This window comes from Paraburkholderia caledonica, assembly GCF_000383275.1.
Taxonomy (GTDB): Bacteria; Pseudomonadota; Gammaproteobacteria; order Burkholderiales; family Burkholderiaceae; genus Paraburkholderia; species Paraburkholderia caledonica.
Genome location: NZ_KB911049.1, coordinates 1 through 24,445, shown reverse-complemented (window position 1 = coordinate 24,445; position 24,445 = coordinate 1). Strand labels below are relative to the sequence as shown.

Sequence of the window (24,445 nt, the reverse complement as noted above, 5' to 3'; positions counted from 1 at the left end):
GATGAAAAAATTCATCAATCATGTGGACGACTTTCTCGCCGAGAGCCTGGCGGGATTCGCCGCGGCGCATGGCGACCTGGTCGTACTCAATCGCGAACCGGTGTTCGTGCGGCGCAAGGACCTGAAGCCGGGAAAGGTCGCGCTTATCTCGGGCGGCGGCTCCGGGCACGAACCGCTGCATTCGGGATTTGTCGGCCACGGCATGCTCGACGCCGCGTGTCCAGGCCAGATTTTCACGTCGCCGACACCCGACCAGATGATGGCTGCCGCCAAGGCCGTCGATACCGGCGCGGGCGTGCTGTTCATCGTGAAAAACTATTCGGGCGATCTGATGAACTTCGAAATGGCCTCGGAGATGTCCGAGGTGCCCAACGCGATGGTGCTGATCAACGACGACGTCGCGGTGGAAAACTCCAGCTATACGACCGGGCGCCGTGGGGTTGCGGGCGCGGTCATCGTCGAGAAGCTGGTGGGCAGCCTCGCGGAAAGCGGCGCGAGCCTCGACGAATGCAAGGCGTTTGGCAATCGCATCAACAAACGTACGGCTTCGATGGGCGTCGCATTCTCCAGTTGCACGGTGCCGGCAGCCGGCACGCTGACCTTCAAGATCGGCGACGATGAAATCGAAGTCGGTGTCGGCATACACGGCGAGCCGGGCAGGCGGCGTGCGAAATTTGCGTCCGCCGATACGATCGCGGCGGAGTTGCTCACCGCGATAGTCGACGATTTGAAGCCGGCTGCGGGCGCGGGCGTGCTGGTGCTGGTGAACGGCCTTGGCGGCACACCGCTTGGCGAGCTTTATCTGCTCTTCAATTCGACGCGCGCGTGGCTCGAAAAGCGGGATCTGAAAATCGCCCGTGTGCAGGTTGGCTCGCTGACCACGTCGCTCGAGATGGCCGGCGCTTCAATTACGCTTTGCATGCTCGACGAACAGATGACGAAGCACTGGGACAGCGCAGTGCATACGCCGGCGCTGAGGTGGGGCGTGTAACACCGGGCGGCGGCGCGAGCCGCCGCGCTTTGTTGTCGCTTCAAGCCGCCGCGCCGCGTAAGTCCCTGATATGTTGGTAGACGGTGGCGCGTCCCATCCCCAGCACATTAGCGACGTAGTTGGCCGCGCTTTTACCTTTGAATGCTCCTTCCGCCCAAAGCGCCTCAACAATCTCGCGGCGATGGTCTCGAGTCAGGGAATTGAGTGCCAGCTGACGCTCCTGAAGCCACGCGTGAAGGAAAGTGTTGATGCGTTCCTGCCAGTCGTCCTTGAATAGCTCTTCGGGCTGTTTAACCACGCCGGCGCCGGAAATCACGCGATCTATGACACTCTTGACGTCTTCGAACACGGAGATGTTGTAGTTCACGCACATCATGCCTACAGCAGTTCCAGCGTCGTCGAACAGGACGGTGCTCACGCAGCGCATCCGCCGTCCGTCCCAATTGGTTTTCTCGTACGGACCGACCGTACCGGAGTCCGCTGAGTGATCGATTTCTTCCAGTGCAGAGTCGTCGCCCAGTTCGCGCTTTGAAAGGTTATTGGCGATGTAGGCGACCGTCTGGCTAGCGAGGTCGTGGATCACGATCTCGACGTATGGAAAGAACAGTAGGGCAATGCCATCAGCAACGCGACTGTATCGATCGAGGAGTAGCCGACGGCTGGCCGTTGTCTTAGGTTTTCGCATTGGGGTGACTGCTCGCAATTTTCTCAAGATTCGCACGGGCACAGAGTCCGCATTTTGCCACGATGGGCGCCCCCATCATTCCAGCGAGCAGGTGCTTTCATCGTCTTCATTTGGCAGCCACTTACACGCGAGCTCGCTTATTCAGGTACGTAAAGAGTTCATAGGCAATGGCGACGTCTTCAAGGCCCAGACCGATCGAGCGGAAGAACGCATGCTTTCGGTACGATGGTTTGGCCGCCTTGCCACACATCAGTTCCGCGAGATCACCCACAATCGATTCGGCGCGCCAGCCATGGTGTTCAGCGGCCAGTTTCATCTCGCCCGCGCTCGAGGGTGTGGTGTTGCGGTAGTCGCAGTAGACGTCCATGCTGGCAAGCCAGGCGGGTGGGACTTCGTGAGCGTTCGCGACGTTGGTACTGATAGAAGTGATAAGCGCTGGCTTGTCCAGCATGCTTTCGTGCAGAACCGGTGTGGCGGAGGATGTACACAGCGCAATCACGTCAGCGGCAGCGACACACTCCTGAATTCCGTCACAAATGGCGACTCTGTGATCGAGCGCCGCCAGCTGCGCACACTTCGTTGTGTCGCTGGCAAGCTCCGGCGAAAAGATTCGAATCGACTCCCATGGCCTGACCGGTGCGAGGTGGCGCAAATGAGCCTGTCCTACCGCGCCCGAACCAATGATCGAAAGGTGGGTCGCCGTGCCGCTGGCAAGCTGCTCCACCGCCAGTGCCGTTGCGCCGGCTGTGCGCTCCACCGTCAGCAGGCCCGAGTCACACCACATCAGCGGTTGTCCCGTTTCCATGGACATCAGGGCCGTCCATGCGGTGATGACGGGCTTCGCCTGCGTGACGATGTACGGCGAGAGCTTTGCACCGAACACCTTCGCATCCGCCATCACGCCCAGGTAGGTAATGAAGTCACCGGCGCCTTGCGGAAACGGAGTCAGCGTCTGCTCCGGTTGCACGGCCATATCACTTCCAAGCGCGCGAAACATGCGTGCAAGCACGTTGCGCACGTCGAGATGAGGCAGTGCTTCCAGCACTGCGTGTTGATCGACGATCAGGGGTAACCCTCTATCTGACATGCTCATTGACTTGCGCTCCGCAATGTTGCCGGGGTCGGCGATGAAGGCATTCTAAGTCAAAACGTCCAGACTGGACTTTTATTTTAGAAAACACTTGATTTTCTGTTTGTCCAGAATAGACTGTCATTCCAGAGCAAGTGTGAGGCGACGATCCTGCCGCTTCATCCGATGTCTCAAACCAGGCCTATCGGCCGTTGTCCATGCAGTCAACCGTCGCCGCCCGACCACACAGGGGACCTCTCATGTTCCGGAAGCTCCAGCTCTCACTTCTCCTTGTCGCTGCCACCGCAGCTTCTCTGAGCACCGTTACCACCCAGAGCCAGGAAACCCTGCGCTTTGGAATAGAGGCGGCCTACCCGCCGTTTGAAAGCAAGTCCCCCACTGGGCAACTGCAAGGCTTCGACGTCGATGTGGGCAACGCAGTTTGTGCAAAGCTGGGCATGAAGTGTGTGTGGGTCGAGAACGCGTTCGATGGACTGATCCCGGCGCTGCAAGCGCGAAAATTCGATGTGATCAATTCGGCGATGAACATCACTGAGAAGCGCAAACAGTCGATTGAATTCACGAAACCAATCTACGTAGTGCCGATCGTGATGGTGGCCCGACGCGCATCTGGCTTGCTGCCGGACGTGAAGAGTCTGCAGGGCAAGCGTGTTGGCGTGCTGCAGGCCTCCTCACAGGAAGACTTCCTGAAGCGTCATTGGGCGCCTGCCGGCGTGACCGTCGTTCCGTATGCGGACCAGGATCAGGTCTACGCCGATCTCGTTGCCGGACGCCTCGACGCCGCGGTTCAGGAAGCACAAACGGTGCAGGATGGATTCCTCGTAAAGCCCGCAGGTCACGAGTATGCGATCGTCGGCAAGCCGCTGAGCGATCCTGCTACTCTGGGAGAAGGCACCGGTTGGGGCCTTCGCAAGGGCGACAAGGTGTTGGTCGCGAAAGTCGATGCCGCGCTTGATGCGCTGAAGAAAGACGGCACGTTGAGCAGTCTTTCGCAGAAGTACTTCAAGCAGGACATCATCGCCAGATAACGCATCGACGTGCCGACGGAAGGTCATCGCGCAGCCCGCTGCCAGGTGCACGAAACTTTCGCCGTGCGCCGTCAGGGACACTAAAGCAACTCTATGGATTTCGACGTCATCGTGCTGGGCGGGGGGATAGTGGGCGTGTCGTGCGCGCTACATCTTCAGGACCGCGGCCGCCGCGTGGCACTTGTGGACCGGCGCGCTCCTGGCGAAGAGACCAGCTTCGGCAACGCGGGGCTGATTGAGAGGGCCGCCGTGGTTCCGTACGGTTTCCCTCGGGACCTCAGAACGTTGCTGCGCTTCGCAAAAAATCGTTCGACCGACCTGTACTGGGATTACCGTGCGGTGCCGCATTTCGCGACGTGGCTTGCGCGTTTCTGGTGGGAGTCTTCCGCCGAGCGATTGATGGCTGCCGCGCGGGACATGTTGCCGTTAATTGAGCGAAGCGTCACGGAACATGAGCGCTTGATCAAGCGTGCAGAGCTTCAGCATCTCGTGCGCGCTACGGGCTGGATAGACGCCTATCGCACGCCGGCAAGATTGGCGCGCGAGGCGGCGGCGGCCGAGGCCACGGCCGGGAGCTACGGTCTGCGGGTTTCGGTACTCGATGGTGGGACGCTCGCCGCGCGGGAACCGGGCGCGGTTGGCGGATTTTGTGGCGCACTGCATTGGCAGGACCCAATGAGCGTCGTCAATCCTGGCGAGCTGACAAAAGGCTACGCACGCCTTTTCGAAGCGAGCGGCGGAGTGGTCCTTACTGGAGACGCTGCCACGCTAAGCGGACGAGCGGGCGCATGGACGGTCCAGACGACGTCCGGGCGAATCAGCGCAAAGGAAGCCGTGGTGGCGCTCGGTCCGTGGTCGGACTGCGTGTTCGCGCCGCTTGGCTATCGCATCCCCCTTCGCGTGAAGCGCGGCTATCACATGCATTACCGCCCGACCCGGCCCATGCTCTCGATGCCGTTCGTCGACGCGGAGCAGGGCTATGTAGTGGCGCCGATGGAAGGGCGTCTGCGGCTGACCACCGGAGTGGAGATCGCGCGGCGCGACGCGGAACCGACGGGCATCCAGCTTGGAAGGGCGGAACGTTTTGCGCGGCCGAGCTTCGGTCTCGGCGAGCGGCTCGATGACAGTCCGTGGCTCGGCCTGCGGCCTTGCACGCCCGACATGCGTCCTGTGATCGGACGCGCACCGCGTCACACCGGGCTCTGGTTTGCCTTCGGACACAACCACCACGGGCTGACGCTCGGGCCCGCGACTGGGCGATTGCTAGCGGAAATGATGACCGGGGCACCGACGTTTGCAGATCCGCATCCGTTCCGTGTCGAACGGTTCAGTCGTTAGCGCTATGAAAATGCTTCGCTGCGACGGGCGGCGTGGCGAGATGTCCTGATCGTTTTACCGCCTTCGGTGAAACGGCTATTCGATGTATGTCCTGGGAGTATGAGATGAAGATCAAGGATTTCGGGGTTGAGCGTTGGATGGATGAGTATGAAACGAAATGCACCTATAACCTTGCGGAGACGTGCGTCGAGTCGCTCACGGTCGACCAGTTGCTCACGCTCGCACACAAGCAGGACAGCATCCTGGACGAGTTGCGCTCGCTGAAGCTCACCTATGGCGCGATTGAAGGATCGGCGCGCTTGCGCGAAGCAATTTCGACAATGTACGACCGTCAGTCGCCCGAGAATGTGATAGTGACGCATGGCGCGATTGGCGGAAACGCGTTGGTGTACGAGACGCTGGTCGAACCGGGGGACACCGTGATTTCAGTGCTGCCCACCTATCAGCAGCACTACTCGATTCCGGAAAGCTACGGTGCTGATGTACGCATTTTGAAGCTGCGCGAAGAGAACGGTTTTCTTCCTGATCTCGCGGAACTGCGCAGTCTGGTGAATGACAGGACACGGCTGATCGCGATCAACAATCCTAACAACCCCACCGGTTCGTTGATGGACGAGAAATTTCTAACAGAGGTGGGAAACATCGCGCGCTCGTGCGGCGCGTATGTTTTGTGCGATGAGGTTTATCGCGGCACGGATCAGCAAGGCAGCGGCTATACGGCGTCGATGGCCGACCTCTACGAGCGCGGCATCAGCACGGGCAGTATGTCGAAGACGTATTCGCTCGCCGGACTGCGTCTCGGCTGGATCGCCGGGCCGAAGGATCTTATCCGCGCAGTAGCGATACATCGGGACTACAACACCATTAGTGTGGGGATGATCGATGATCATTTTGCATCGATCGCGCTGGAAAATCGCGCGGCCATTCTTGCCCGCAACCAGGACATTGTGCGGACGAACCTTGCTATCGTGGATGCGTGGATCGCAAAAGAACCTGCTATCAGTTATCTAAAGCCGAGGTCGGGAACAACTGCACTTCTGAAGTATGACCTGCCCATGTCGTCGCGCGAGTTTTGCACCGCGTTGATCGAGCAGACGGGTGTAATGCTGACACCTGGCAGTGCGCTCGATATGGAAGGCTACGTGCGGCTTGGCTACGCCAATAACCGCAGCGTGCTAGAAGCGGGGCTCGGTAGGTTGTCGGAATTTCTCGCTGGTCAGAGTCATTGAGTTGGCGAGGTGCGCTAGATCGCACCTCGGTGACCGTGGGGCCTCATGACATGCGAGCCTGAATGACCGGGCTAGTCAATGCGCAGCAGCAGTCGAGGTTCCGGGCAAAGCAGAAGCGCCGCTGGCGTCGTCCACGTCGTCGAGCCTTTTCATATCCCGAACCACGTGAAAAAGATCGCGCATTGAATCGAGATCGATCAGTCGCACAAACGCAAAGGTTTCCTGATAGGCACGCATCCAGGGGATCATTGCTGAAGCTACGGCTTTTCGGCCTTCGGTCGTCACGACGAGCTGGCGTTTGCGTCGATCTCCTTCGTGGGCAATAGCGGCGATAAGACCGCGGCGGAACAACGGCGCCAGATTGGCCGACAGATTCGATCGGTCCATTTCCAGTTGCGCTGCCATGTCGCCGAAAACGAGTGGTTCGCGTAGATGTAGCAAAGCGAGCATGCAGAACTGCGATGCGTTGACGTCCGTATGCCGCAGTGCTTCGTCGAAATGAGCCCCGAATGCGCGCATTGCGCGCTGGGCGAAGAAGTGATTGAGCGCGAGCGCGGAGATCTCTGCGATTGCGGGCATCGACGACTCGCAATTCTGACTTTCCATATCTGCGATTCCGGCCATCTTGCGACAAAAAGAGGACATCACGCGAGCCCAAATGTCTTCCTCAGGCTGGCGTCGACCTCGCCTCGCAAACTGTTCGTCGGTGGCGCGTCCGATACCCGACGACACGCCGGTCACAACGACAACCGTGGAATTCGACATGAACAACTCCGTTTGGTGAACTGATGGTTGTTTAACGCGCGTCGACTGCATCCTGCGTTATCGGTTCATAACGCGATGACAGGTGATCCGGGCTCTTGTGCGCACCCGCAGGGCTGCCGGGGCGGATCTTGAACCAGATCGCGAACATGGCCGGCAGGAACACGAGTGTGAGAATCGTCCCGGCGAACGTGCCGCCGATCAGCGTGTAAGCGAGGGTTCCCCAGAACACCGAATGCGTGAGTGGGATGAAGGCCAGGATCGCCGCCATCGCCGTGAGGATCACTGGGCGTGCACGCTGCACAGTGGCTTCGACGACCGCATTGAACGGATCGAGTCCTGCATTTTCGTTCTGGTGAATCTGCCCGATCAGGATCAGCGTGTTGCGCATCAGGATGCCCGAGAGCGCAATGAGTCCGACCAGTGCGTTGATGCCGAACGGCTGCCCGAACAGGATCAGTGTCGGCACTACGCCGATCAGGCCGAGTGGGCTCGTCATGAACACCATCACCATCGCAGAGATCGAACGCACCTGAAAGATGATGATGACCAGCGTGATCGCCAGCATGATCGGGAACAGCGGCAACATGGCGGTCGTCGCCTTGGCCGATTCCTCGATGGAGCCCGCCTGCTCGATGCGATAGCCGCTGGGCAGCTTCGCGATGATCGGCTGAAGCTGCGTGGTGATAGCCGTTGAGACGTCCGGTGGCTGCAGGTTGTCGGCAATGTCGCCGCGTACCGTGATTGTCGGCACGCGGTCTCGCCAACGCGAGATCGGCTCCTCCATGCGTACATCGACCTTACCCACCTGCGACAGCGGAATACGCTGCCCGGTCGCGCCGGCCAGCGTGAAGTCGCCGAGCCGGGCAGGGTCGAGACGCACATCGCCGGCCGAACGGGCGATCACCTGCACGGTACGGATATCTTCACGCACCGCAGTGACAGGTGTGCCGGTTAGCAGGAACTGCAACTGTTGTGCGACGGCGCTGGACGTCAGTCCCACCGCCTGCAAGCGGTCCTGTTGCAAGACGAAATGCAACGCTGGTGAGCGCGTGCCCCAGTCGGTATTGACCGTGCGCATCATCGGACTTGCCTGCATCACCCGCTCAACTTCAGCCGCGATTCCACGCAGCTTGTCCGGGTCCGGACCGGTGACCCGATAGGCGACCGGAAACGGCGAATACGGCCCGAACACGAGTTGCGTGACGCGCACGCGTGCTTCGGGAACAAGACCGTCGGCGATGGCTCGCCGCAGTCGCGCCTTCAATGCATCGCGTTCCTCCTGACTGTCCGTGCGGATCACGATTTTCGCGAACGACGGGTCGGGCAGTTCCGGTCCCATGGCCAGGAAAAAGCGCGGCGCACCTTGTCCGACGTAAGCCGTGACGATCCTGGCTTCCTTCTGTCCGGACAACCATGCCTCCACCTTTTGCGAGGCGGCGCTGGTCTGTGAAATCGATGTGCCGTAGGGCATCTGCACTTCGACCAGCACTTCGGGCCGGTCGGAGATCGGGAAGAACTGCTTCTTGACCACGCCCATGCCGAGGATGGCCAGGGCGAAGAGGGCAACGACCGAACCGGCGACCAGCCATTTGCGCGCGATGACGCGCGTGAGCACCTGACGGAAGCGGTTGTAGCGCGGCGTGTCATAGATTGCGTCGTGCCCGCCATCGACCTTTTTGAAGTCGGGCAGCATCTTCACGCCGAGATAGGGCGTGAAGACCACGGCCACGACCCAGGATGCGATCAGCGCTATGCCGACGATCCAGAACATGTTGCTCGTGTATTCGCCTGCGGTGGACCTCGCGAAGCCGTTGGGCATGAAGCCGACCGCGGTCACCAGCGTGCCCGACAGCATGGGTGCGGCAGTATGACTCCAGGCATAGGCGGAGGCGGCCACACGGCTGTAGCCTTCCTCCATTTTCACCACCATCATTTCAATAGCGATGATCGCGTCGTCCACCAGCAGGCCCAACGCCAGAATCAGGGACCCCAGGGTGATGCGGTCGAAGTTCTTGCCGGTCGCGGCCATCACCACGAACACGACGGCCAGCGTCAACGGCACGGCGGCGGCAACCACCAGGCCCGCGCGCCAGCCCATGCTCACGAAGCTCACGAACATGACCACTAGCAGGGCGACGAAAAACTTGAGCATGAACTCGTCGACCGCCGAATGAATGTTGACGGCCTGATCGGTGACCTTCGTCAGACTCATGCCCAGCGGCAGCCCGCCGTTGATTGCGCCGACCTCGCTGTCCAGTGCCTTGCCGAGATCGAGCCCGTTCCAGCCGTCGCGCATGACGATGCCGAGCAGCAGCGCGGGTTCGCCGTTGTTGCGGATCAGGAATGTCGCCGGATCTTCATAACCGCGCTCGACGGTGGCAATGTCCGACAACTTCAGCGTGCGGCCCTGCACGACGACCGGCGTGTCGCGGATCTTCTGCAGGTTGTCGAAGGCGCCGTCGAGGCGAATGAACACTTCCGGACCTTTGGTCTCCACCGAGCCGGCCGGCGTCAGCGCGTTCTGGCCATTGAGCGCGGCGAACACGTCCTGCGGGCTGACGCCGAGCGTTGCCAGCCGGTCATGCGAGAACTGGACGTAGATGCGCTCGGCCTGCTCGCCGATGATGTTGACCTTCTTCACCCCCGGCACGTGGAGCAACCGCTGGCGCAGCGTCTCTCCATCGCGCACGAGCAGCCGTTGCGGTTCGCCCCGCGCCTTCAGTGCAAAAAGCGCAAACGTGACATCCGCGTATTCGTCGTTGACCATCGGGCCGATCACGCCAGCCGGAAGGTTGGCTGCCTCGTCGCCGATTTTTTTCCGGGCCTGGTAAAACTCCTCCTGCACTTCCGACGGAGGTGTGCTGTCGAGCAACGTCAGCGTTGTGAACGCCAGGCCGGGCCGCGTGTAGGTCTCGGTGCGGTCGTACCAGCGCAACTCCTGCATGCGCTTTTCGATTTTCTCGGCGACCTGATCGTGCATCTCCTGCGCGGTGGCGCCCGGCCATACACTGACGATGGTCATCACCTTGATGGTGAACGCCGGGTCTTCGGCGCGGCCCAGCTTGAAGAACGACAGGAGCCCGGCCAGCGAGATCAGGCAGATCAGGAACAGGGTGATGGAACGCTCGCGCACGGCGAGCGCCGAGAGATTGAATCGGCCTTCGCTCACGGACGTGCTCCTTCGTTCGCCATCGCTACGGCCTGTCCGGACACGCGGACCTGCTCGCCTTCGCGCAGCAAATGGGCACCGAGGGCAATGACGCGATCGCCTTGCTCCAACTTACCGGACACGCGCGCACTGTCGTCGCCCAGGTGAAGGACCGTCACCGGCCGCCATGCAACCTTGGCCGGCTCGCCGTTGACGACCCACACGCCGGACCCTTTGCCCGCGTCGAGCACCGCGCCGATCGGCACCTGCATGCCGTCCTGGAGCGCCACGCGTGTGTCCGGTATCTCGATCGTGACGGTCGCGCCTAGCGGCGCGTCGGCCAGCGCACCCTGCAACACATAACGCGCTTCAAAGGTGCGGGTACGCGGATCTGCCGTATCCGAGAGCTGGCGCAGCGTGGCTGGCACGCTGGCGCCGCCGTCGCCGAACAGGGCCGCCTGGGCGACCGACCCGATGACGGGACGCAGAGTTTCCGGAAGCTGGATCACCGCCTCGCGACGGCCCGCGTGGGCCAGTCGCACCACGGGCTGTCCGGCGCTGACGACCTGGCCCGGTTCGGCCAGCGTTTCCATCACGACGCCATCGCCGTCCGCCACGAGATCGGCGTAGCCCGTCGCATTACGCGCCACGTCGGCGTCAGCCTCGGCCGCGCTGAGCTGCGCCTTGGCTGCGTCGGCGGCCGCCTTGGCCTGGTCGTAGGCCGAAGCCGAAATCGCACCCGTGCCGCGCAGGTCACGATATCGCGCCTCGTCCTGCGCGGTCTGCTGCGCTCGCGCCCGCGCAGCGGTGACCGCCTCCTGCCGGGCCTGTGCGGCCAGCTTGAGATCGATGGGGTCGAGGCGCATCAGCAGCTGGCCGCGCCTGACCGTTTGGCCGGCGTCCACCCGTCTCTCCAGCACCTTGCCGGAAACACGGAAACCCAGGTCGCTTTGCACGCGTGCCGCGACGGTCCCCGTGAATGAGCGGGACGCCGGCACGGCGCGCTGAACGATGGCGGTGCGCACCAGCGGCACCTCGGTGCGCGGATCAGACGGTGCTTTTTCGCCGCAGGCCGTTAGCGCAAACGGCAGCGCACAGGCGAGTGCGGAAGTGGCGAGGCGACGCGAGAACATGAAAGTCCCATCGGTGAGGTGATGAAGGACTTCATTCTGGTTCTAGTGACCAATTAAGTCAAGAGTCACAGCTAGCGATCGCATCAGGGCGACAGACTTCGCAGTACCAGACTGGACAGCTGTGCAGGCGCGACATCGGTGGTGTCGCGGTTGTATTGCAGCAGCAGCGGGTTGAGGTAGGGGCGCAATACCAGGTAGATCGCCATCGCGGTTTCGTCCAACGGTGTCTTGCGCTCGAAGTCTCCGCTTTGCCTGCCTTCCTGCAGAATTTCCTGGAGCAACTGCTGAACACGCGCTTCATAGGCTTGCACGGCCTGCCAGTTTTCCGTGGCGGCCGACGCTGCGATGTCATAGAGCTTGCGGTCCCGGAAAAACAGCCTGAGGCTCGCATCGGTAAAGACTTTGAAGATCCGTCGTAACTTCTCAGGCGGCAGATCGGTCTCTGCGACGGCTGCACGCACCTCGCTTTCTATTTCGCGCAGGCAGTTGATGCAGATCATCTCGCCAATGGCCTGCTTGGACTCGAAGAACTTGTAGATATAGGCCTTGGAAAAACCGATTGCCTTGGCAAGGTCGGAGACCGTTGTTTTCTCGTAGCCATACCGGCTGAAGTGCTCGGTAGCGGCGGCAACGATCTGGTCCCGTACTTCGTGATCAGCCGGGCCGCGCGCGGGAACTGCGGAAGGCGTGGGAGTGTTTTTCATGGACTAAGCATACAGGAATGGACAACTAGTGACTATTTGGTATTATAGTCACAGTCAGAATCACGCAGAGACGCTCATGCTACCCAAACATCTCCTTGCCGCGCTCATTGCTGCCAGCCTGTCGGCGGGCTGCGCTGTCGGTCCCGACTATAGCCGGCCTGATGTGGCCATGCCGGACCATTTTCTGGGCCAGGCTGCGGTAGATCACCGCCGGGCAGCCGGGAGTGCAGACTTGATCACGTGGTGGACGGGTTTCGGCGATCCGCAACTTGCACGATTCATTACGCTCGCGCTGGAGCAGAACCTGGACCTCGCGCAAGCCGCCGCGCGCGTCTCGCAGGCGCGCGCGGGACTCGGGGCAGCGAATGCGGCGCTGCTGCCTTCTGGCAATGTCAGCGGCCAGGCGGCCCGGGTCTACCAGTCGGTTGAAACTCCGCTGGGACGTGTGCTGAATTCAACGCCCGGATTCGATCGCTACGGCAACGACTACGAAGCCAATCTCAGCGCGAGCTGGGAACTGGATGTGTTTGGCGGCCTGCGCCGCGGGCGGGAAGCGGCACTTGCCGACTATCAGGCTTCAGAGGCGGGCGAAGCGGCCACGCGCCTCGCTGTGGCAGCACAGACTGCCGATATCTACATCACGATTCGCGGATTGCAGGCTCGTCTGCAGGTGGCCCGCAAGCAGTTGCAGACGCAGCAGGATTTGCTCTCGACCATCAACCTTTTGTACGGAAAGGGGCTCGCGGCCGATCTTCAGGTGAGCCAGGCAGAAGGCGCGCTGGCGCAGGTGAAGGCATCCATCCCGGTGCTGGAGGCCGGTCTCGATGCGGCCATGAACGCGCTGGACGTGATGCTGGGTGCACAGCCCGGCACGCATTGGGCGGAACTCCTCGAAGGCGGCGATATCCCGGCCGCTCCGCGAATCGCAGACACCGGATCGCCAGGCGAGTTGCTCAGGCGTCGCCCCGATCTGATCGTGGCCGAGCGGCGCCTCGCTGCATCGAACGCGCGTATCGGCGTGGCAATCGCTGAGTATTACCCCAAGCTGTCGCTCAGTGGACTGATTGGGAGCGCCACCTCGGTGGCCAGCGGCAACCTGTTCAGTAGCGGCGCCAGTCAGGGCGCCGGCGTGCTGGGCCTGCGCTGGCGTCTGTTCGATTTCGGCCGCATCAATGCGCAGATCAATGCAGCCAAAGGACAGGACGCCGAGTTGCTCGCCGCATATCGGCTTGCCGCATTGCACGCAACGGAGGACGTCGAGAATTCTTTCTCTGCACTTGTGAAGCGCGAGGAGCAGGCCGCCGTTCTCGCGCAGGGTGTGAACTCGCTCGGCCGTGCGCGAGCCGCCTCGTTTGCGGCCTACCAAAAAGGTGTCGTGAGCCTGATCGAGGTCCTGCAGGCCGACGACAACCTGCTACGCGCGTCGGATGCGCGGGTGCAGGCGCAAACGGAATCGGCACGCGCAGCGGTTGCCGCGTTCAAGGCGCTCGGAGGAGGGTGGCAACCTACCGATCCTGCGGCCGTTGCAAGCCGATAGGACTACCGCTGCCAGCGGGCTGCAGTCGGCACTTCCGTTTGGAAAAAGCCTCCTTGAACGCCGCGTTGTCGTGTTCCAACTGACCGATACGCCGAAGCCGCGCATCCATATCAGCGATGCGAAAGCGCCTGCGCCGACTGAAGTAGATCCTCCAGCATCGACTGACGGCGGTCGGGATCTGTGTCGCGGCCCGTCATGAAGCACAGCGCCGCGATCGGTATGCCCGCGCGGTCGCGAACGGGCGCGGCCATGCAAAGCCGGAACGCGTTGGACAGGCCTTCCGTGCAGCAATAGCCAAGTGCTTTCGCGTTCTGCACATCGCGCATGAATTCATCGAAATCGATGCGCACACCGTTGTCGAGCACGAAGTCATCTGCAGGAATGAGGGTGCGGATGGCGTCGGCGCTCATGTGACCGAGCAGCAGGCGTCCCGTCGCGGTCCACGGAATCGGCACGCGCACGCCGATATCCGAGCTGATGTTGAACGGCCGCGCACTGTTCTCCGATAACACGACCGAGTACTTGTTCCCTTCGAGCATGCACAACTGCGTGGTCTCGTCGTACTTGCGAACGAGGGCGAGAATAGACTGGTGCGCACGGCTGATGAGGTCGTTGTGCGTCGCGTAGTCCGAGCCGTAGTAATGCATCTCGCGCCCGAAGAACACATTGCCGTCCGCCGATGTTTCGAGCCAGCCCACTTCGGTGAGAATGGCAACGAGTTCGTAGATGCTTGAACGCGGGGAGCCGGTCGCTTCGATCAGCTCGCGCATCGTCATGGGCCGCTGCGCCTGATGCAGCTTTCTGAAGATATCGATGACACGGTCCACGCCTCGCGCGCGCGACGATTCCGTTACTGCCATTCGTTCATCCTTCAATGATCGAGCACACGGCTGAGAAACTGCCGCGTGCGTTCGTTCGACGGGTTGACGAAGATTTGCTCCGGATCGCCTTGCTCTGCAATTACGCCCTTGTCCATGAACAGGACGCGGTCCGCCGTCTTGCGCGCGAAGCCCATTTCATGCGTCACGACGACCATCGTCATGCCGTCGCGCGCGAGGCCGCGCATCACTTCCGTCACTTCGCCGACGAGTTCGGGATCGAGTGCGGATGTGGCTTCATCGAAGAACATGATGCCGGGTTCGACCGCAAGTGCCCGCGCAATCGCGACACGCTGCTGCTGTCCGCCCGACAACTGGCTGGGATAATGCGATGCGCGATCCGCGAGGCCCACGCGGTCGAGCGAATCCATTGCGCGTTTGCGGGCATCGGCGGGCGACATGCCGCGCGCCTTGATCAGCGCAAGGGTGACATTGCCGAGCGCGGTCTTATGCGGGAACAAGTTGAATTGCTGAAACACCATGCCGACGTGGCCGCGAATTTCTCGCGCGCGCTTCGGATCGTGCAGGGGCACTTCGTTGACCCACACTTCGCCGGAGTCTGTGGTCTCGAGTCCGGCCATGATGCGCAGCACCGTGCTCTTGCCCGAACCGGATGCGCCGATCAACACGAGTACTTCGCCTGCGCGCACGTCGAGATTGATGTCGTTGAGAACGCGCGTCGCGCCAAATGACTTGCTCACGCCCGACAGCGAAATGACGGGCTTGTTATGAATGGAATCGCTCACGTAAGTCTCCGGCGGTCATGATGGCGCACCCATTGCGAAAGCGGGAAGCACACGACGAAATAGATCAGCGCGACGAGTCCGTAAATCTCGACCGGCTTGCCGACGCGGTCCACGATCGCCTGGCCACCGTGCATCAGTTCGGACATGCCGATCATGCTGACGATCGACGTATCCTTGATGAGGGACAAATATTGCCCGACGAGCGGCGGCAACACGATGCGTCCGGTCTGCGGTAACACGACCGAGGCGAAGGTCTGTATGCGCGATAAGCCGAGAATCTGCGAGACTTCCCACTGTCCCTTCGGCACTGACTCAATGCCCGCGCGAAAAACTTCCGCGATATACGCGCCCTGATACACGCTCAATCCGATCACGCCCGCGGCAAAGACATCGATTGCATAGCCGAAGTACGAGACGCCGAAGTAGATGAACATCAGCGTGATGAGTACGGGCGTACCGCGAAACAACTCCGTATAGAGCTTCGCGATCCGGTCCGTGCCCCACGGCCCGAACGAACGCAACACCGCAGCGAGCAGGCCGATGAGCGTGCTCCCGACGATCGCCGCGATCGATAGGAGCAGCGTCGTCACGAGACCTTGCAGCAGAATTGACAGACTGTTTTTCAGCAGTTCGAGTGACATGACTCAATCCTCATGCACGATTCGCACGACGCAGCGTGAAGCCGGCCCAACGCGCACCCGGCCTCACGATGAGCGGCGGATGAAACATGCGTGCGCCGAGTTGACTGGCGATCCAAGACAGCACATTGCTCAGCACTAGATACGCGACGAGCACGACCGCAAACGTCTGCACGTACAGGAGCGTGCGCGAATTAATGACGGTTGCGGTGCCGGTGAGTTCGGGCAACGCAATTGCCGACAACAGCGAAGTGCCGAGCAACAACTGAATCAGATAATTGACGATGGCCGGATACACCGCACGCGCCGCCTGCGGCATCACGATCTCCTTGAAGATCTGCCCGCGTTCCAGCCCAAGAATGCCGGCTGCTTCAATCTGTCCGCGCGGCACCGATTGCATGCCCGCGCGAAACACTTCCGACAGATACGCTCCCACGTTCACGCCCAGCGCGATGACACCGGCCCAATATGCATCGAGCGCGATACCCATCGACGGCAAGCCGAAGAACACGATGAAAATCTGCAGCAGCACCGGCGTATTGCGAATGGCTTCGACGTAAGCTCTCGCGATGAACCGCACGATGGCCGACGGCGACATGCTGGCAAGCGCCGCGATCAGACCGAGCGCGAGCGCCAGCACGAACGACAGCAATGTGACCTGCAAGGTCAGCCAGCCGGCCTTCAGAAACTCGGGGACGTAGCCCCATAGCGTCAGCCATTGATAGTTCATCTGCGCCTCCGCTTCAGAACTGCGGATTGAGCGGATATCTCGGATCGACGCCGAACCACTTCTTGTACAACTGCGCATTCAGCTTCGATGCATTGATGTTGAACAGGAACAGGTTCAGATAGTTGAGCCACGCCTGGTCGCCGGCTTTCACGCCGAACGCGTTGTACTCGAGCGGCACGAGTGCTTCGTTCGTCACGGTCAGTTCCGGATCGAGCTTCGCCTGATACGCAAGGAAGTTGTTGTCCTCGATCATCGCATCGGCCTGGCCCTGCTTGACGGCGAGAATGGCCGCCTGCGAACTGTCGTATTCCTGAATCTTGACGGGGATGCCCATCGAGCGGACTTCGTCGCCGTTGGTCGAGCCTTTCACCGTGGCGATAGTGCGCCCGTTCATGTCCTTCGCCGACTGGATGCCGCTGCTCTTCTTCACGAGCATCGCTTCGCTCGCGACAACGTACGGCGACGTGAATTCGACGACCTTCGCGCGTTCGAGGTTGCGCGTGAAGTTGCAGAACACGACATCGACCTTGGCGGTCTGCAGGTTCGGGATGCGGTTCGCGCTAGTGGTGTTCACGACTTCGAGCTTCACGCCCATTTGCTTCGCCAGTTCCTTGGCAAGGTCGACGTCATAGCCGTCCGCATTGCCGTCTTTGTCGTAGAAGCCGAACGGCGCGAACGTAAGGCAGTCGCCGACGCGCAGCGTGCCGCGCTGAAGCACGGCTTGAAGCGTCGATGCAGGCGCCGCCGCCGCTGGACCCTGCTCGGGCGTCGCCACTTTCGTGCAGGCGGAGAGCGCGAGCAGTCCGCTCACAGCGGTTGCGGCAAACAGCAAGGCGGCCTTGGCGCCCTTGGTGGCGAGCTTCATGTTCAGGTCCTGATCGAGGGGTTGGTCTGAGAACCGCTCCCAGCGTGGCCTCGCGTTCGCGACATTTACCGTCGAAGCACTAGGTTGTCCGATATATCGGACAGTTATCTGGCGAGCCGGATTGATGGCCCAGTGTTGGACGCTAAAAAGGGCCGCGCAAGCGGCCCGAACCCTTATTGCTTCTGGAATTTTGTCGGGCTAGCTAACCATCGCGTTCGCGCGTTTGTCCATGAGCGGGCGCTACGGCAGATAGATCGACTGACGGCTCAAACCGCTGCAATGCAATCTATTTCGATATCGAAACGTCCGGGCCATGCCGGCACGTTCACGAAGATCCGTGCCGGTGGCTGCGGGCCAAAGAACTCTGCATAGATTTCATTGACGATCGGGAACATCTCGACGGATGTGCAGTAGACGTTGCACTTGAGCACCTGGTCGAGCGACGACCCGCCGGTCTCGACACAGAGCTTCAGTTGCTCCAGCACGCGTCGAGTTTGCTGTTCGATCGGCGCATCCAGCACCTCGCCGGTCTGCGGATCGAATGGCGGCAAGCCCGACACGTAAAGCGTGTCGCCGTGACGCGTGGCAACGGAGGTGGGTGCCTTCCAACGCTCGAGCCAGCTGGACAATGGTTCGACACGGACAATTTCGCGAGCCATGTGCTTCTCCTTGAGTGAAGATCGATGTTAATGGCGCGCGTCAGGCGTCGCCAGCGAACAGCGCATTGAGTTCCGAACCCGATGGGGCATCTGCGAAGCCGTCGAAACGTCCTTCCGAAAGCGCCTGGGCGGAGCGCATGAGGCCGCTCCAGGCGCTCCGTGCGAGTGCGCCGCCCACGCTGACGCGCCGCACGCCCAGCGCTGCCAGTTCCGGCAATGTCAGGAGCGAGTTCGCGCCAACCAGTACGTTCACCGGTTTGGGCGAGACCGCCGCTACGACGGCCTTGATCTGCTCGCGCGTCCGGATACCCGGGGCGTACAGGCAGTCCGCGCCGGCCGCTGCGTAAGCTTTCAGACGCTCGAGCGTGTCGTTCAGGTCGGGCACACCCACGAAAAAATTCTCCGCGCGGCCGATCAGCAGCGTATCGCCACCGCTATCGTCGATCGCTTGCCGCGCCGCTGCGATCCGCGTCACGGCGATCTGTATCGGCAACAGAGGCGCGGCGGCATCGCCGGTTGCATCTTCGATCGACAGGCCAGCCACGCCGGTGGCGACCGCGAGTTTCACGCTCCCGGCAACGCCGGCCGCATCGTCGCCAAAGCCGCTTTCGAAATCTGCATTGACCGGCAGATCGGTGGCTTCGACCATCGCGCGCAAGTGCGCGAGGATGTCGTCGCGGCTCACCTGGTTGTCGGCGCGGCCGGTCGACCATGCATAGCCCGAACTCGTGGTCGCGATAGCGTGAAAGCCGAGGCTCGCGAGATAACGTGCGCTACCGGCGTCCCAAGGGTTCGGCAGCGTGAAACAACCGGATTCGTGTAGCGCCCGGAACGCGGCGCGCTTTTCGGCAGTGGTGCGTGGCATGGCGAACTCCAGGAAGTGGGGGAAGCCCTGGCGGGCTTCCAAACGCGTCAGGCGATTTCCTTTTCGACCACCGGGAAGTCGATCTCCGTGTCGAACACATTGTTGATGAAATTCGTCAGCATGAACTGCGCACTCAGCGCGATGATCTCGACGATATTGGCATCGGTGTACCCGGCGGCTCGCACCGCGTCGAGGTCGCCCGTCGCTACTTTGCCGCTCGTTTGTATCAGCTTGCGCGCGAACGCCACTGCGGCCGCCACGCGGGGCACGTCCGACTCCCCGAGTCTGTTGCGGCGAACTTCATCACTGGAAAGGCCGGCAAATTCGGTGGCTACGTAGCTGTGGGCGCTGAGGCAGTAATGGCAGCCGTTGACCTGCGACACGGCCAGTGCAATGCCATCGCGCGTTTTCATGTCGAGTGTTTTGGAGAGCGCGCCCTGCAGGCCGGCCCACCCGTTCAGCGCCTGGGGGCTTTGCGCCATGATGCGGAAGAGGTTCGGCGTGAGCTTGAGTTGTCGCGACACGGCGTCGACGACGGCCTTGGACTCGGCGGGAATATTCTGCGGAATTGCGATGCGGCTCATAGTACTGCTCCTTGGGTTCGGTTCGAACTGCGGATGATGGCTGCGGGAACAGGTGTTCCTGCATTGAGAAGCAGTCTAGGAGCGATCGCCGCGCACAGGATCCGGCAAATGTGCGCAAAAGTCCGGCTCGCGGGTCGCCAGTCAGCGCTTCGGGCGTCGAGCGGGCGAGTCGATCCGCGCGGTGCGGATCAGGATGAGGAAGGTGTTGCCCGATACTCGGCGGGCGCCGCGCCATAAATTTCGCGGAAGGCGCGTATGAAAGCTCCGCGGCTCGCGTAGCCGGCGTTGTGCGCCACCTGGTCGAGCGCGAGATCCCCGGCGCGCAACTGGGCGGCGGCCTGGCGCATACGGATGTCGCGAAGCACCTGCATCGGCGCCTGGCCGAAGGCCGCCGAGAAGCGCGCCATGAACGCGGAGCGGCTCAGACAGGCGATCTGCGCAAGACTTTCGACCGTGTGCGGCGCGGAAGGCCTCGCGGTCATGTCGGCAAACGCGCGCGCGATCTGGGGGTCACCGAGCAGTGCAAAACGTTCCATCCACAGCGCGCTGGTTTTGAGCGAGCGGCGCACGAGCGCAACGATCACCTGCTTGAGCAGCGCGCCCGACATCGCACCGGCGCCGATTTCCTGTGCCATCAGCTCCTCGAAAGCAGTGCGCAGATAGACGTCGAGCCGGTCGGACGGATCGAATTGCTCGACGATCGGCGTCGAGAACATTTCGAAGAGATTGATCGAGGCGCCGAAAGCCGCTGTGAAGTAACCGCAGATCATCACGGTCATGGGCTCAGTCGATCCGGCGCGGAACCGGTTGATGGAATCGACGACTCGCTTATGCTCGCGGCCGGATACGACGACCGGCGCGATGCCCGCCCGGTTTGCGGGCACCTCGAGCTTCAGCGGATGCCGCGGTGGAACGATCAGCAGCGTGTGCGGCGTAAGGGGTACCGGATCGGCGCCTCCGATGTGTAGAAGCCCGCTGCCGGAAAGAATGTAGTGGATCCCGGGTGCTTCGTTGCCGTCGAGTTCGAGCACGAACCCCTCGCTGACGAGACACTCGGACAGGCCCAGGACGCGGATCTCGAGCAGCGCGATGAGTTCATCGAGGTGTGCTGCGCTGATGCGCGCGGACGACGACAAGGGCGTTGAGATGGACATTCGTTCGAAAGAACGCGGCAATGCCGGCCAAAGCTGGAAGGCGATGACGGATTGTCGCACGACTGCAGCGGCCTGAACCCGACGCGCACGAGCCATTCAACGCTCGTTTTTCGGCTACTGGCATCAGCGTATGTAACCGAGCGATGTCAAGGTAGTAGTGACTTAGGTTCGGCTCTTCCTAACCAGTCCGGCGATCCTTTCGAGAAACTCGCCTTAGGGCTAATTCCTTCATCGCTGGTCCCAAGGTGGCTCGTCGCCGAACGCTTCTGCCAGATAATCGACAAAGCGGCGCACTTTCTCCGGTATGCGCCGCGCGCTCGGGTACACCGCCTGGATTGCAAGTTCAGCAGCATGATATTTCGGTAAGAGCGCGACCAGTTCGCCCCGGCGGATATGCTCGCCAAACACAAACGTGGGGCCATACGCGATTCCAGTTCCTGCAACTGCGGTGGCGAGCAGCATTTGAGTGTTGTTGGCAGCCATTCTGCAAGGCCCATCGATCAAATGCGCGCGTTTCTTTGCGTCGAACAAAGTCCAGTCACCTGTCGACACAGCTTCGCTGAATGCAAGGCGCTGCGCGCGACGCAGATCATCGGGTGTCCGCGGCATTCCGTGTCGTTCCAGGTAGGCAGGCGAAGCGCACACGACCATTTTGCAAGGCGCGAGACGCCGCACCACAAGACCCTCGTCGCGCAGGCGTCCGATACGGATCGCCACGTCAACGCCGGCATCGATCAGATCGATATAACGATCTTCAAGCTGTATTTCCACATTCACTTCGGGATGATCGTCCAGATAGCGTCCGACGACCGCACCCAAATGCATCGCGCCAAAAGTGACGGGAGCCGCAACGCGCAGCACGCCCCGCGCAGCGACTTGTGAGTCACTTGCCTCGCGGTTTGCTTCGTCGTAAGACTCGAGAATGCGCTTACAGCGTTCGTAGTATGTCTGCCCCGTATCGGTAAGACTCAGGCGGCGCGTTGTGCGATGAAACAGCCGCGCGTTCAGTTCCGTCTCCAGCGCACTGACATGCTTTCCCGCCATGGCTGCCGATAGTCCGAAACGTCTCGCGGCTGCGGCGAAGCTGCCGTCCTCCACGGCGGCAACGAAAACACCAAGACTGGTCAATCGGTCCATTCGCCATTCCAATTCGATAATCACGTTATCGACTGTACGTACGGAACCGGGAATTATCAAGCTACGGGTTTGAATCTACGATTCGTATATTCCCAAACAGAAAAAGGTTCGAACATGGAAATCGAAACGAACGGCACGCGGATTCATGTGTCGCTGCGTGGCGGTGGCAACGTGACGCTGGTTTTCCTGCATTACTACGGCGGCTCATCCCGGACATGGGATCGGGTTGCTGACGACTTGTCGGATCAGTACCGTGTCGTCGCGCCTGATCATCGCGGCTGGGGCCGTTCCTCTGCACCGGCAACCGGTTACCGGATCGCAGACCTTGCCGACGACGCCGAGGGTGTAATTGCGGCGTTAGGTCTGCAGCGTTATGTGTTGGTCGGACATTCGATGGGCGGCAAGGTAGCGCAACTCATCGCGTCCAGACGGCCAGCCGGGCTGATAGGTCTGGTCCTCGTTGCGCCGTCGCCTCCGTCTCCGACCTTGCTTACCGAAGAGGCGCGTGCAACTTTGGCAGGCGCGTATCAATCCCGTGAGTCAGTCGAGTTCGTAATCGATCATGTGCTCACGTCCAGGACAATTGATGAGGAACTCCGGGCACAGGTGATTGACGATAGCCTGAGAGGCGCGCCGCAGGCCAAGGCGGCATGGCCCAACGTCGCGATGAGCGAAGACATTACAAAAGAAGTAGCGTCGATCAACGTGCCGACGGTTGTCATTTCGGGCGAACTTGACCAGGTCGATCGCATCGCAACGTTGCAGGCTGAACTGCTTCCCCGCATTCCTCATGCGGCCATGCAGGTCATCCCCGCAACCGGGCATTTGTCGCCTCTGGAAGCTCCAGGAGAGGTCGCGCAAATCATTGCCGGATTCGTTAAGGCAGTCGTAGATGAGCTTGTCGTGTGACCGTGTCGACGACGATTGACGGGAACAGCATCACGACGACCACGAAGGCGTCGGCGCTCGCTGTCTTTCCCTCGCAGCAGGAATAGGAGCTATTCCCGGCCCGCTACTTCCGCGTGAGGTCGCGCGAGCGGAGGATACGCATCAACCAATGCACGAAATCATTGGCTCTCATGCAGCAGTACCTTTCGGCCGTCCAGGCGAGAGGATCGCTTCCAAACCTATCTGTTGAGGAAAACCATGACCCAAGCTCTGAAAGGCAAGCTCGCCCTCGTTACGGGCGCTTCGCGCGGAATCGGCGCAGCCATTGCGGCACGTCTTGCGCATGACGGCGCATCGGTGATCGTTCACTATGCGGCAAGTCAGGCGCGGGCCGAAGCCGTCGTCAAGGAGATCCGCGATGCCGGCGGCGAGGCTGAAGCTGTGGGCGCCAACCTGTCGGAGCCGGAAGGCGTCAAAACACTGATCGATTCGTTGGACGGTGCGTTCGGTGGCCGCTTTGAGGGGCGGCTCGACATCCTCGTCAATAACGCAGGCACGGTCGAGTATGGACCGTTTCTCGAGTCTTCCGAAACGTCGTACGACACGCACTTCAACCTGAATGTTCGTGCGCCGATTGAGCTGGCAAAAGACGCGGCGGCACGAATGGTGGCGGCGGGCTGGGGACGCATTATCAACGTGGGCTCGGCCTTCGGCGAAGCCGCTCCGCTACCTGGCGTGACGCTGTACATAGCGTCGAAGTTCGCTCTCAGAGGCTTCACTCGCGGGTTGTCCCGCGAAGTCGGCAAGTACGGCGTGACCGTGAACGCGGTGCAGCCTGGTCCGATCGACACAGAACTCGCTCCGCAGCCCGGCACTGAAGATCACGCAACCATGACGAAGCTCGCAAGCGTGGGCCGTTTCGGCAAGCCGGCGGAAATCGCGGCGGCCGTAGCTTATCTTGCCAGCCCGGAAGCAGGCTATACGACCGGCGAGAGCCTGACTGTCGACGGTGGATGGATTGCCTGAACCGGGCTGCCAAGCTGAGTGCTATCCGAATGCCACGTGCATTTCGGAAAGCGTCGAACGGGTAAGAGTGCCAACGCGTGCTGACTGAAAGCGCGCGAAAAAATCCCGCCGGGCGGAGTGGCCGGCGGGCTCTTAGATCCGAACCTCGGTGACAAGTCCCGAGAATTCGGAAGGATGACGAACTACAATGGCTGGACCAACCGCCTGGTCTTGCCACTGCGCTTCCCTTGTATGAAGCTGTCAGACACTGTAAAGCATCCGTCATGCGATCCGGGATTACGACTCCCGATCCGTGGACTCACGCCTTGGCAAGCTGCAGGCCGCCGAAATTCTGGATCGTGGGGATCTCGACTTTCGTGTACGTGTCAGTCTGCGTGACGGGTGCGACTACGACGCCCGGGCTGGCGAAGCCGCCGCCATAGGCAACATTGGCGTTGCCGAAGTTGTAGTTGCTGCCGCCGCGTACAGCGGACAAGGCCTTGGCGGACAGTTCTTCGGTATGGGCGATATCTTTGATGGTCAGTGAGGTCATGATAGGTCTCCTGGAGCTGTTTCAGTTTCGGTTTAACGAGTGTGGTTCGACGTGCAAGCGGGGAGAGCGCACCTCGACGGGATCGAACGGCATCC

At 61.3% G+C, this 24,445-nt stretch carries 24 protein-coding genes; 7 read left to right on the top strand and 17 right to left on the bottom strand.

What is annotated here, in order from left to right; translation table 11 throughout:
* Nucleotide 1: 1 nt before the first annotated feature.
* Nucleotides 2-991, top strand: coding sequence for a dihydroxyacetone kinase subunit DhaK (gene dhaK / locus H281_RS0130250; RefSeq protein WP_027805070.1), 990 nt, complete (start codon nt 2-4; stop codon nt 989-991).
* Between the two features lie 40 nt (nt 992-1,031).
* On the opposite strand, the gene H281_RS0130245 is transcribed toward dhaK, so the two are convergent.
* Complete coding sequence (locus H281_RS0130245) at nt 1,032-1,676, bottom strand: helix-turn-helix transcriptional regulator (protein ID WP_020070866.1); 645 nt, start codon at nt 1,674-1,676, stop codon at nt 1,032-1,034.
* A 121-nt stretch (nt 1,677-1,797) separates the two neighbouring features.
* Entirely contained in the window at nt 1,798-2,769 is a 972-nt protein-coding gene (locus H281_RS0130240; protein ID WP_020070865.1) for an ornithine cyclodeaminase family protein, read from the bottom strand.
* A 236-nt stretch (nt 2,770-3,005) separates the two neighbouring features.
* Between H281_RS0130240 and H281_RS0130235 the strand changes: the two genes are divergently transcribed.
* The 3 genes from H281_RS0130235 (at nt 3,006) to H281_RS0130225 (ending at nt 6,361) form a co-directional block, all read left to right on the top strand.
* Nucleotides 3,006-3,794, top strand: a complete 789-nt coding sequence (locus tag H281_RS0130235) for an ABC transporter substrate-binding protein (protein WP_027805069.1) — start codon at nt 3,006-3,008, stop codon at nt 3,792-3,794.
* Nucleotides 3,795-3,887: 93 nt separating this feature from the next.
* Nucleotides 3,888-5,132: an NAD(P)/FAD-dependent oxidoreductase gene (locus H281_RS0130230; RefSeq protein WP_020070863.1), complete on the top strand. Its 1,245-nt coding sequence runs from the start codon at nt 3,888-3,890 to the stop codon at nt 5,130-5,132.
* 104 nt (nt 5,133-5,236) lie between these two features.
* On the top strand, nt 5,237-6,361 hold the full coding sequence (locus H281_RS0130225) for an aminotransferase (protein WP_020070862.1): 1,125 nt from the start codon (nt 5,237-5,239) through the stop codon (nt 6,359-6,361).
* A gap of 75 nt (nt 6,362-6,436) precedes the next feature.
* Here the strand turns inward: H281_RS0130225 and H281_RS0130220 are convergent, their stop codons facing one another.
* From H281_RS0130220 to H281_RS0130205, 4 genes are all read right to left on the bottom strand, one after another.
* Nucleotides 6,437-7,126, bottom strand: a complete 690-nt coding sequence (locus tag H281_RS0130220) for a MarR family winged helix-turn-helix transcriptional regulator (protein WP_020070861.1) — start codon at nt 7,124-7,126, stop codon at nt 6,437-6,439.
* Between the two features lie 31 nt (nt 7,127-7,157).
* Entirely contained in the window at nt 7,158-10,295 is a 3,138-nt protein-coding gene (locus H281_RS0130215; RefSeq protein ID WP_020070860.1) for an efflux RND transporter permease subunit, read from the bottom strand.
* Nucleotides 10,292-11,407 (bottom strand): efflux RND transporter periplasmic adaptor subunit, encoded by a 1,116-nt coding sequence (locus tag H281_RS0130210; protein ID WP_020070859.1) that lies wholly within the window; start codon nt 11,405-11,407, stop codon nt 10,292-10,294. Before H281_RS0130210 ends, H281_RS0130215 begins: the two co-directional genes overlap by 4 nt.
* An 83-nt stretch (nt 11,408-11,490) precedes the next feature.
* Entirely contained in the window at nt 11,491-12,111 is a 621-nt protein-coding gene (locus H281_RS0130205) for a TetR/AcrR family transcriptional regulator (RefSeq protein ID WP_020070858.1), read from the bottom strand.
* 76 nt (nt 12,112-12,187) lie between these two features.
* Here H281_RS0130205 and H281_RS0130200 point away from each other — a divergent pair, with 76 nt between their 5' ends.
* Nucleotides 12,188-13,648 carry an efflux transporter outer membrane subunit gene (locus H281_RS0130200; RefSeq protein WP_020070857.1) on the top strand — a complete coding sequence of 487 codons (1,461 nt, stop codon included), beginning with the start codon at nt 12,188-12,190 and terminating at the stop codon, nt 13,646-13,648.
* Between the two features lie 110 nt (nt 13,649-13,758).
* On the opposite strand, the gene H281_RS0130195 is transcribed toward H281_RS0130200, so the two are convergent.
* The 10 genes from H281_RS0130195 to H281_RS0130150 form a co-directional block, all read right to left on the bottom strand.
* Nucleotides 13,759-14,508, bottom strand: a complete 750-nt coding sequence (locus tag H281_RS0130195; RefSeq protein ID WP_020070856.1) for an IclR family transcriptional regulator — start codon at nt 14,506-14,508, stop codon at nt 13,759-13,761.
* A gap of 11 nt (nt 14,509-14,519) precedes the next feature.
* Complete coding sequence (locus H281_RS0130190) at nt 14,520-15,272, bottom strand: amino acid ABC transporter ATP-binding protein (protein ID WP_020070855.1); 753 nt, start codon at nt 15,270-15,272, stop codon at nt 14,520-14,522.
* The gene (locus H281_RS0130185; protein ID WP_020070854.1) at nt 15,269-15,913 is read right to left on the bottom strand and encodes an amino acid ABC transporter permease; all 645 of its coding nucleotides are present in this window, start codon (nt 15,911-15,913) and stop codon (nt 15,269-15,271) included. Before H281_RS0130185 ends, H281_RS0130190 begins: the two co-directional genes overlap by 4 nt.
* 10 nt (nt 15,914-15,923) lie before the next feature.
* The gene (locus tag H281_RS0130180) at nt 15,924-16,640 is read right to left on the bottom strand and encodes an amino acid ABC transporter permease (RefSeq protein ID WP_020070853.1); all 717 of its coding nucleotides are present in this window, start codon (nt 16,638-16,640) and stop codon (nt 15,924-15,926) included.
* Nucleotides 16,641-16,653: 13 nt separating this feature from the next.
* Entirely contained in the window at nt 16,654-17,505 is an 852-nt protein-coding gene (locus H281_RS0130175; protein ID WP_020070852.1) for an ABC transporter substrate-binding protein, read from the bottom strand.
* A 266-nt stretch (nt 17,506-17,771) separates the two neighbouring features.
* Nucleotides 17,772-18,164 (bottom strand): RidA family protein, encoded by a 393-nt coding sequence (locus H281_RS0130170; RefSeq protein WP_020070851.1) that lies wholly within the window; start codon nt 18,162-18,164, stop codon nt 17,772-17,774.
* Nucleotides 18,165-18,204: 40 nt separating this feature from the next.
* Nucleotides 18,205-19,029, bottom strand: coding sequence for an isocitrate lyase/PEP mutase family protein (locus H281_RS0130165; RefSeq protein WP_020070850.1), 825 nt, complete (start codon nt 19,027-19,029; stop codon nt 18,205-18,207).
* Nucleotides 19,030-19,076: 47 nt separating this feature from the next.
* Nucleotides 19,077-19,613: a carboxymuconolactone decarboxylase family protein gene (locus H281_RS0130160; RefSeq protein WP_020070849.1), complete on the bottom strand. Its 537-nt coding sequence runs from the start codon at nt 19,611-19,613 to the stop codon at nt 19,077-19,079.
* A 188-nt stretch (nt 19,614-19,801) separates the two neighbouring features.
* Complete coding sequence (locus H281_RS0130155) at nt 19,802-20,767, bottom strand: AraC family transcriptional regulator (protein WP_123282723.1); 966 nt, start codon at nt 20,765-20,767, stop codon at nt 19,802-19,804.
* Between the two features lie 228 nt (nt 20,768-20,995).
* A complete protein-coding gene (locus tag H281_RS0130150; RefSeq protein ID WP_020070847.1) occupies nt 20,996-21,904 on the bottom strand; it encodes a LysR family transcriptional regulator in 909 nt (302 codons plus the stop codon).
* Nucleotides 21,905-22,018: 114 nt separating this feature from the next.
* Between H281_RS0130150 and H281_RS0130145 the strand changes: the two genes are divergently transcribed.
* Together H281_RS0130145 and H281_RS0130135 are read left to right on the top strand one after the other, a co-directional pair.
* On the top strand, nt 22,019-22,813 hold the full coding sequence (locus H281_RS0130145; RefSeq protein ID WP_020070846.1) for an alpha/beta fold hydrolase: 795 nt from the start codon (nt 22,019-22,021) through the stop codon (nt 22,811-22,813).
* Between the two features lie 237 nt (nt 22,814-23,050).
* Entirely contained in the window at nt 23,051-23,818 is a 768-nt protein-coding gene (locus H281_RS0130135) for an SDR family NAD(P)-dependent oxidoreductase (RefSeq protein WP_020070844.1), read from the top strand.
* A 298-nt stretch (nt 23,819-24,116) separates the two neighbouring features.
* Here H281_RS0130135 and H281_RS0130130 read toward each other — a convergent pair whose 3' ends face one another.
* Entirely contained in the window at nt 24,117-24,350 is a 234-nt protein-coding gene (locus tag H281_RS0130130) for a hypothetical protein (RefSeq protein WP_020070439.1), read from the bottom strand.
* Nucleotides 24,351-24,445: the final 95 nt, after the last annotated feature.

Coding starts and splice junctions, on each gene's coding strand:
- H281_RS0130155 (WP_123282723.1), bottom strand. CDS start 20,767: ATGTCCATCTCAACGCCCTTGTCGTCGTCCGCGCGCATCAGCGCAGCA.
- H281_RS0130130 (WP_020070439.1), bottom strand. CDS start 24,350: ATGACCTCACTGACCATCAAAGATATCGCCCATACCGAAGAACTGTCC.
- H281_RS0130160 (WP_020070849.1), bottom strand. CDS start 19,613: ATGAGCCGCATCGCAATTCCGCAGAATATTCCCGCCGAGTCCAAGGCC.
- H281_RS0130220 (WP_020070861.1), bottom strand. CDS start 7,126: ATGTCGAATTCCACGGTTGTCGTTGTGACCGGCGTGTCGTCGGGTATC.
- H281_RS0130230 (WP_020070863.1), top strand. CDS start 3,888: ATGGATTTCGACGTCATCGTGCTGGGCGGGGGGATAGTGGGCGTGTCG.
- H281_RS0130245 (WP_020070866.1), bottom strand. CDS start 1,676: ATGCGAAAACCTAAGACAACGGCCAGCCGTCGGCTACTCCTCGATCGA.
- H281_RS0130210 (WP_020070859.1), bottom strand. CDS start 11,407: ATGTTCTCGCGTCGCCTCGCCACTTCCGCACTCGCCTGTGCGCTGCCG.
- H281_RS0130145 (WP_020070846.1), top strand. CDS start 22,019: ATGGAAATCGAAACGAACGGCACGCGGATTCATGTGTCGCTGCGTGGC.
- H281_RS0130205 (WP_020070858.1), bottom strand. CDS start 12,111: ATGAAAAACACTCCCACGCCTTCCGCAGTTCCCGCGCGCGGCCCGGCT.
- H281_RS0130150 (WP_020070847.1), bottom strand. CDS start 21,904: ATGGACCGATTGACCAGTCTTGGTGTTTTCGTTGCCGCCGTGGAGGAC.
- H281_RS0130185 (WP_020070854.1), bottom strand. CDS start 15,913: ATGTCACTCGAACTGCTGAAAAACAGTCTGTCAATTCTGCTGCAAGGT.
- H281_RS0130235 (WP_027805069.1), top strand. CDS start 3,006: ATGTTCCGGAAGCTCCAGCTCTCACTTCTCCTTGTCGCTGCCACCGCA.
- H281_RS0130225 (WP_020070862.1), top strand. CDS start 5,237: ATGAAGATCAAGGATTTCGGGGTTGAGCGTTGGATGGATGAGTATGAA.
- H281_RS0130165 (WP_020070850.1), bottom strand. CDS start 19,029: ATGCCACGCACCACTGCCGAAAAGCGCGCCGCGTTCCGGGCGCTACAC.
- H281_RS0130195 (WP_020070856.1), bottom strand. CDS start 14,508: ATGGCAGTAACGGAATCGTCGCGCGCGCGAGGCGTGGACCGTGTCATC.
- H281_RS0130180 (WP_020070853.1), bottom strand. CDS start 16,640: ATGAACTATCAATGGCTGACGCTATGGGGCTACGTCCCCGAGTTTCTG.
- H281_RS0130240 (WP_020070865.1), bottom strand. CDS start 2,769: ATGAGCATGTCAGATAGAGGGTTACCCCTGATCGTCGATCAACACGCA.
- H281_RS0130170 (WP_020070851.1), bottom strand. CDS start 18,164: ATGGCTCGCGAAATTGTCCGTGTCGAACCATTGTCCAGCTGGCTCGAG.
- H281_RS0130175 (WP_020070852.1), bottom strand. CDS start 17,505: ATGAAGCTCGCCACCAAGGGCGCCAAGGCCGCCTTGCTGTTTGCCGCA.
- H281_RS0130135 (WP_020070844.1), top strand. CDS start 23,051: ATGACCCAAGCTCTGAAAGGCAAGCTCGCCCTCGTTACGGGCGCTTCG.
- dhaK (WP_027805070.1), top strand. CDS start 2: ATGAAAAAATTCATCAATCATGTGGACGACTTTCTCGCCGAGAGCCTG.
- H281_RS0130200 (WP_020070857.1), top strand. CDS start 12,188: ATGCTACCCAAACATCTCCTTGCCGCGCTCATTGCTGCCAGCCTGTCG.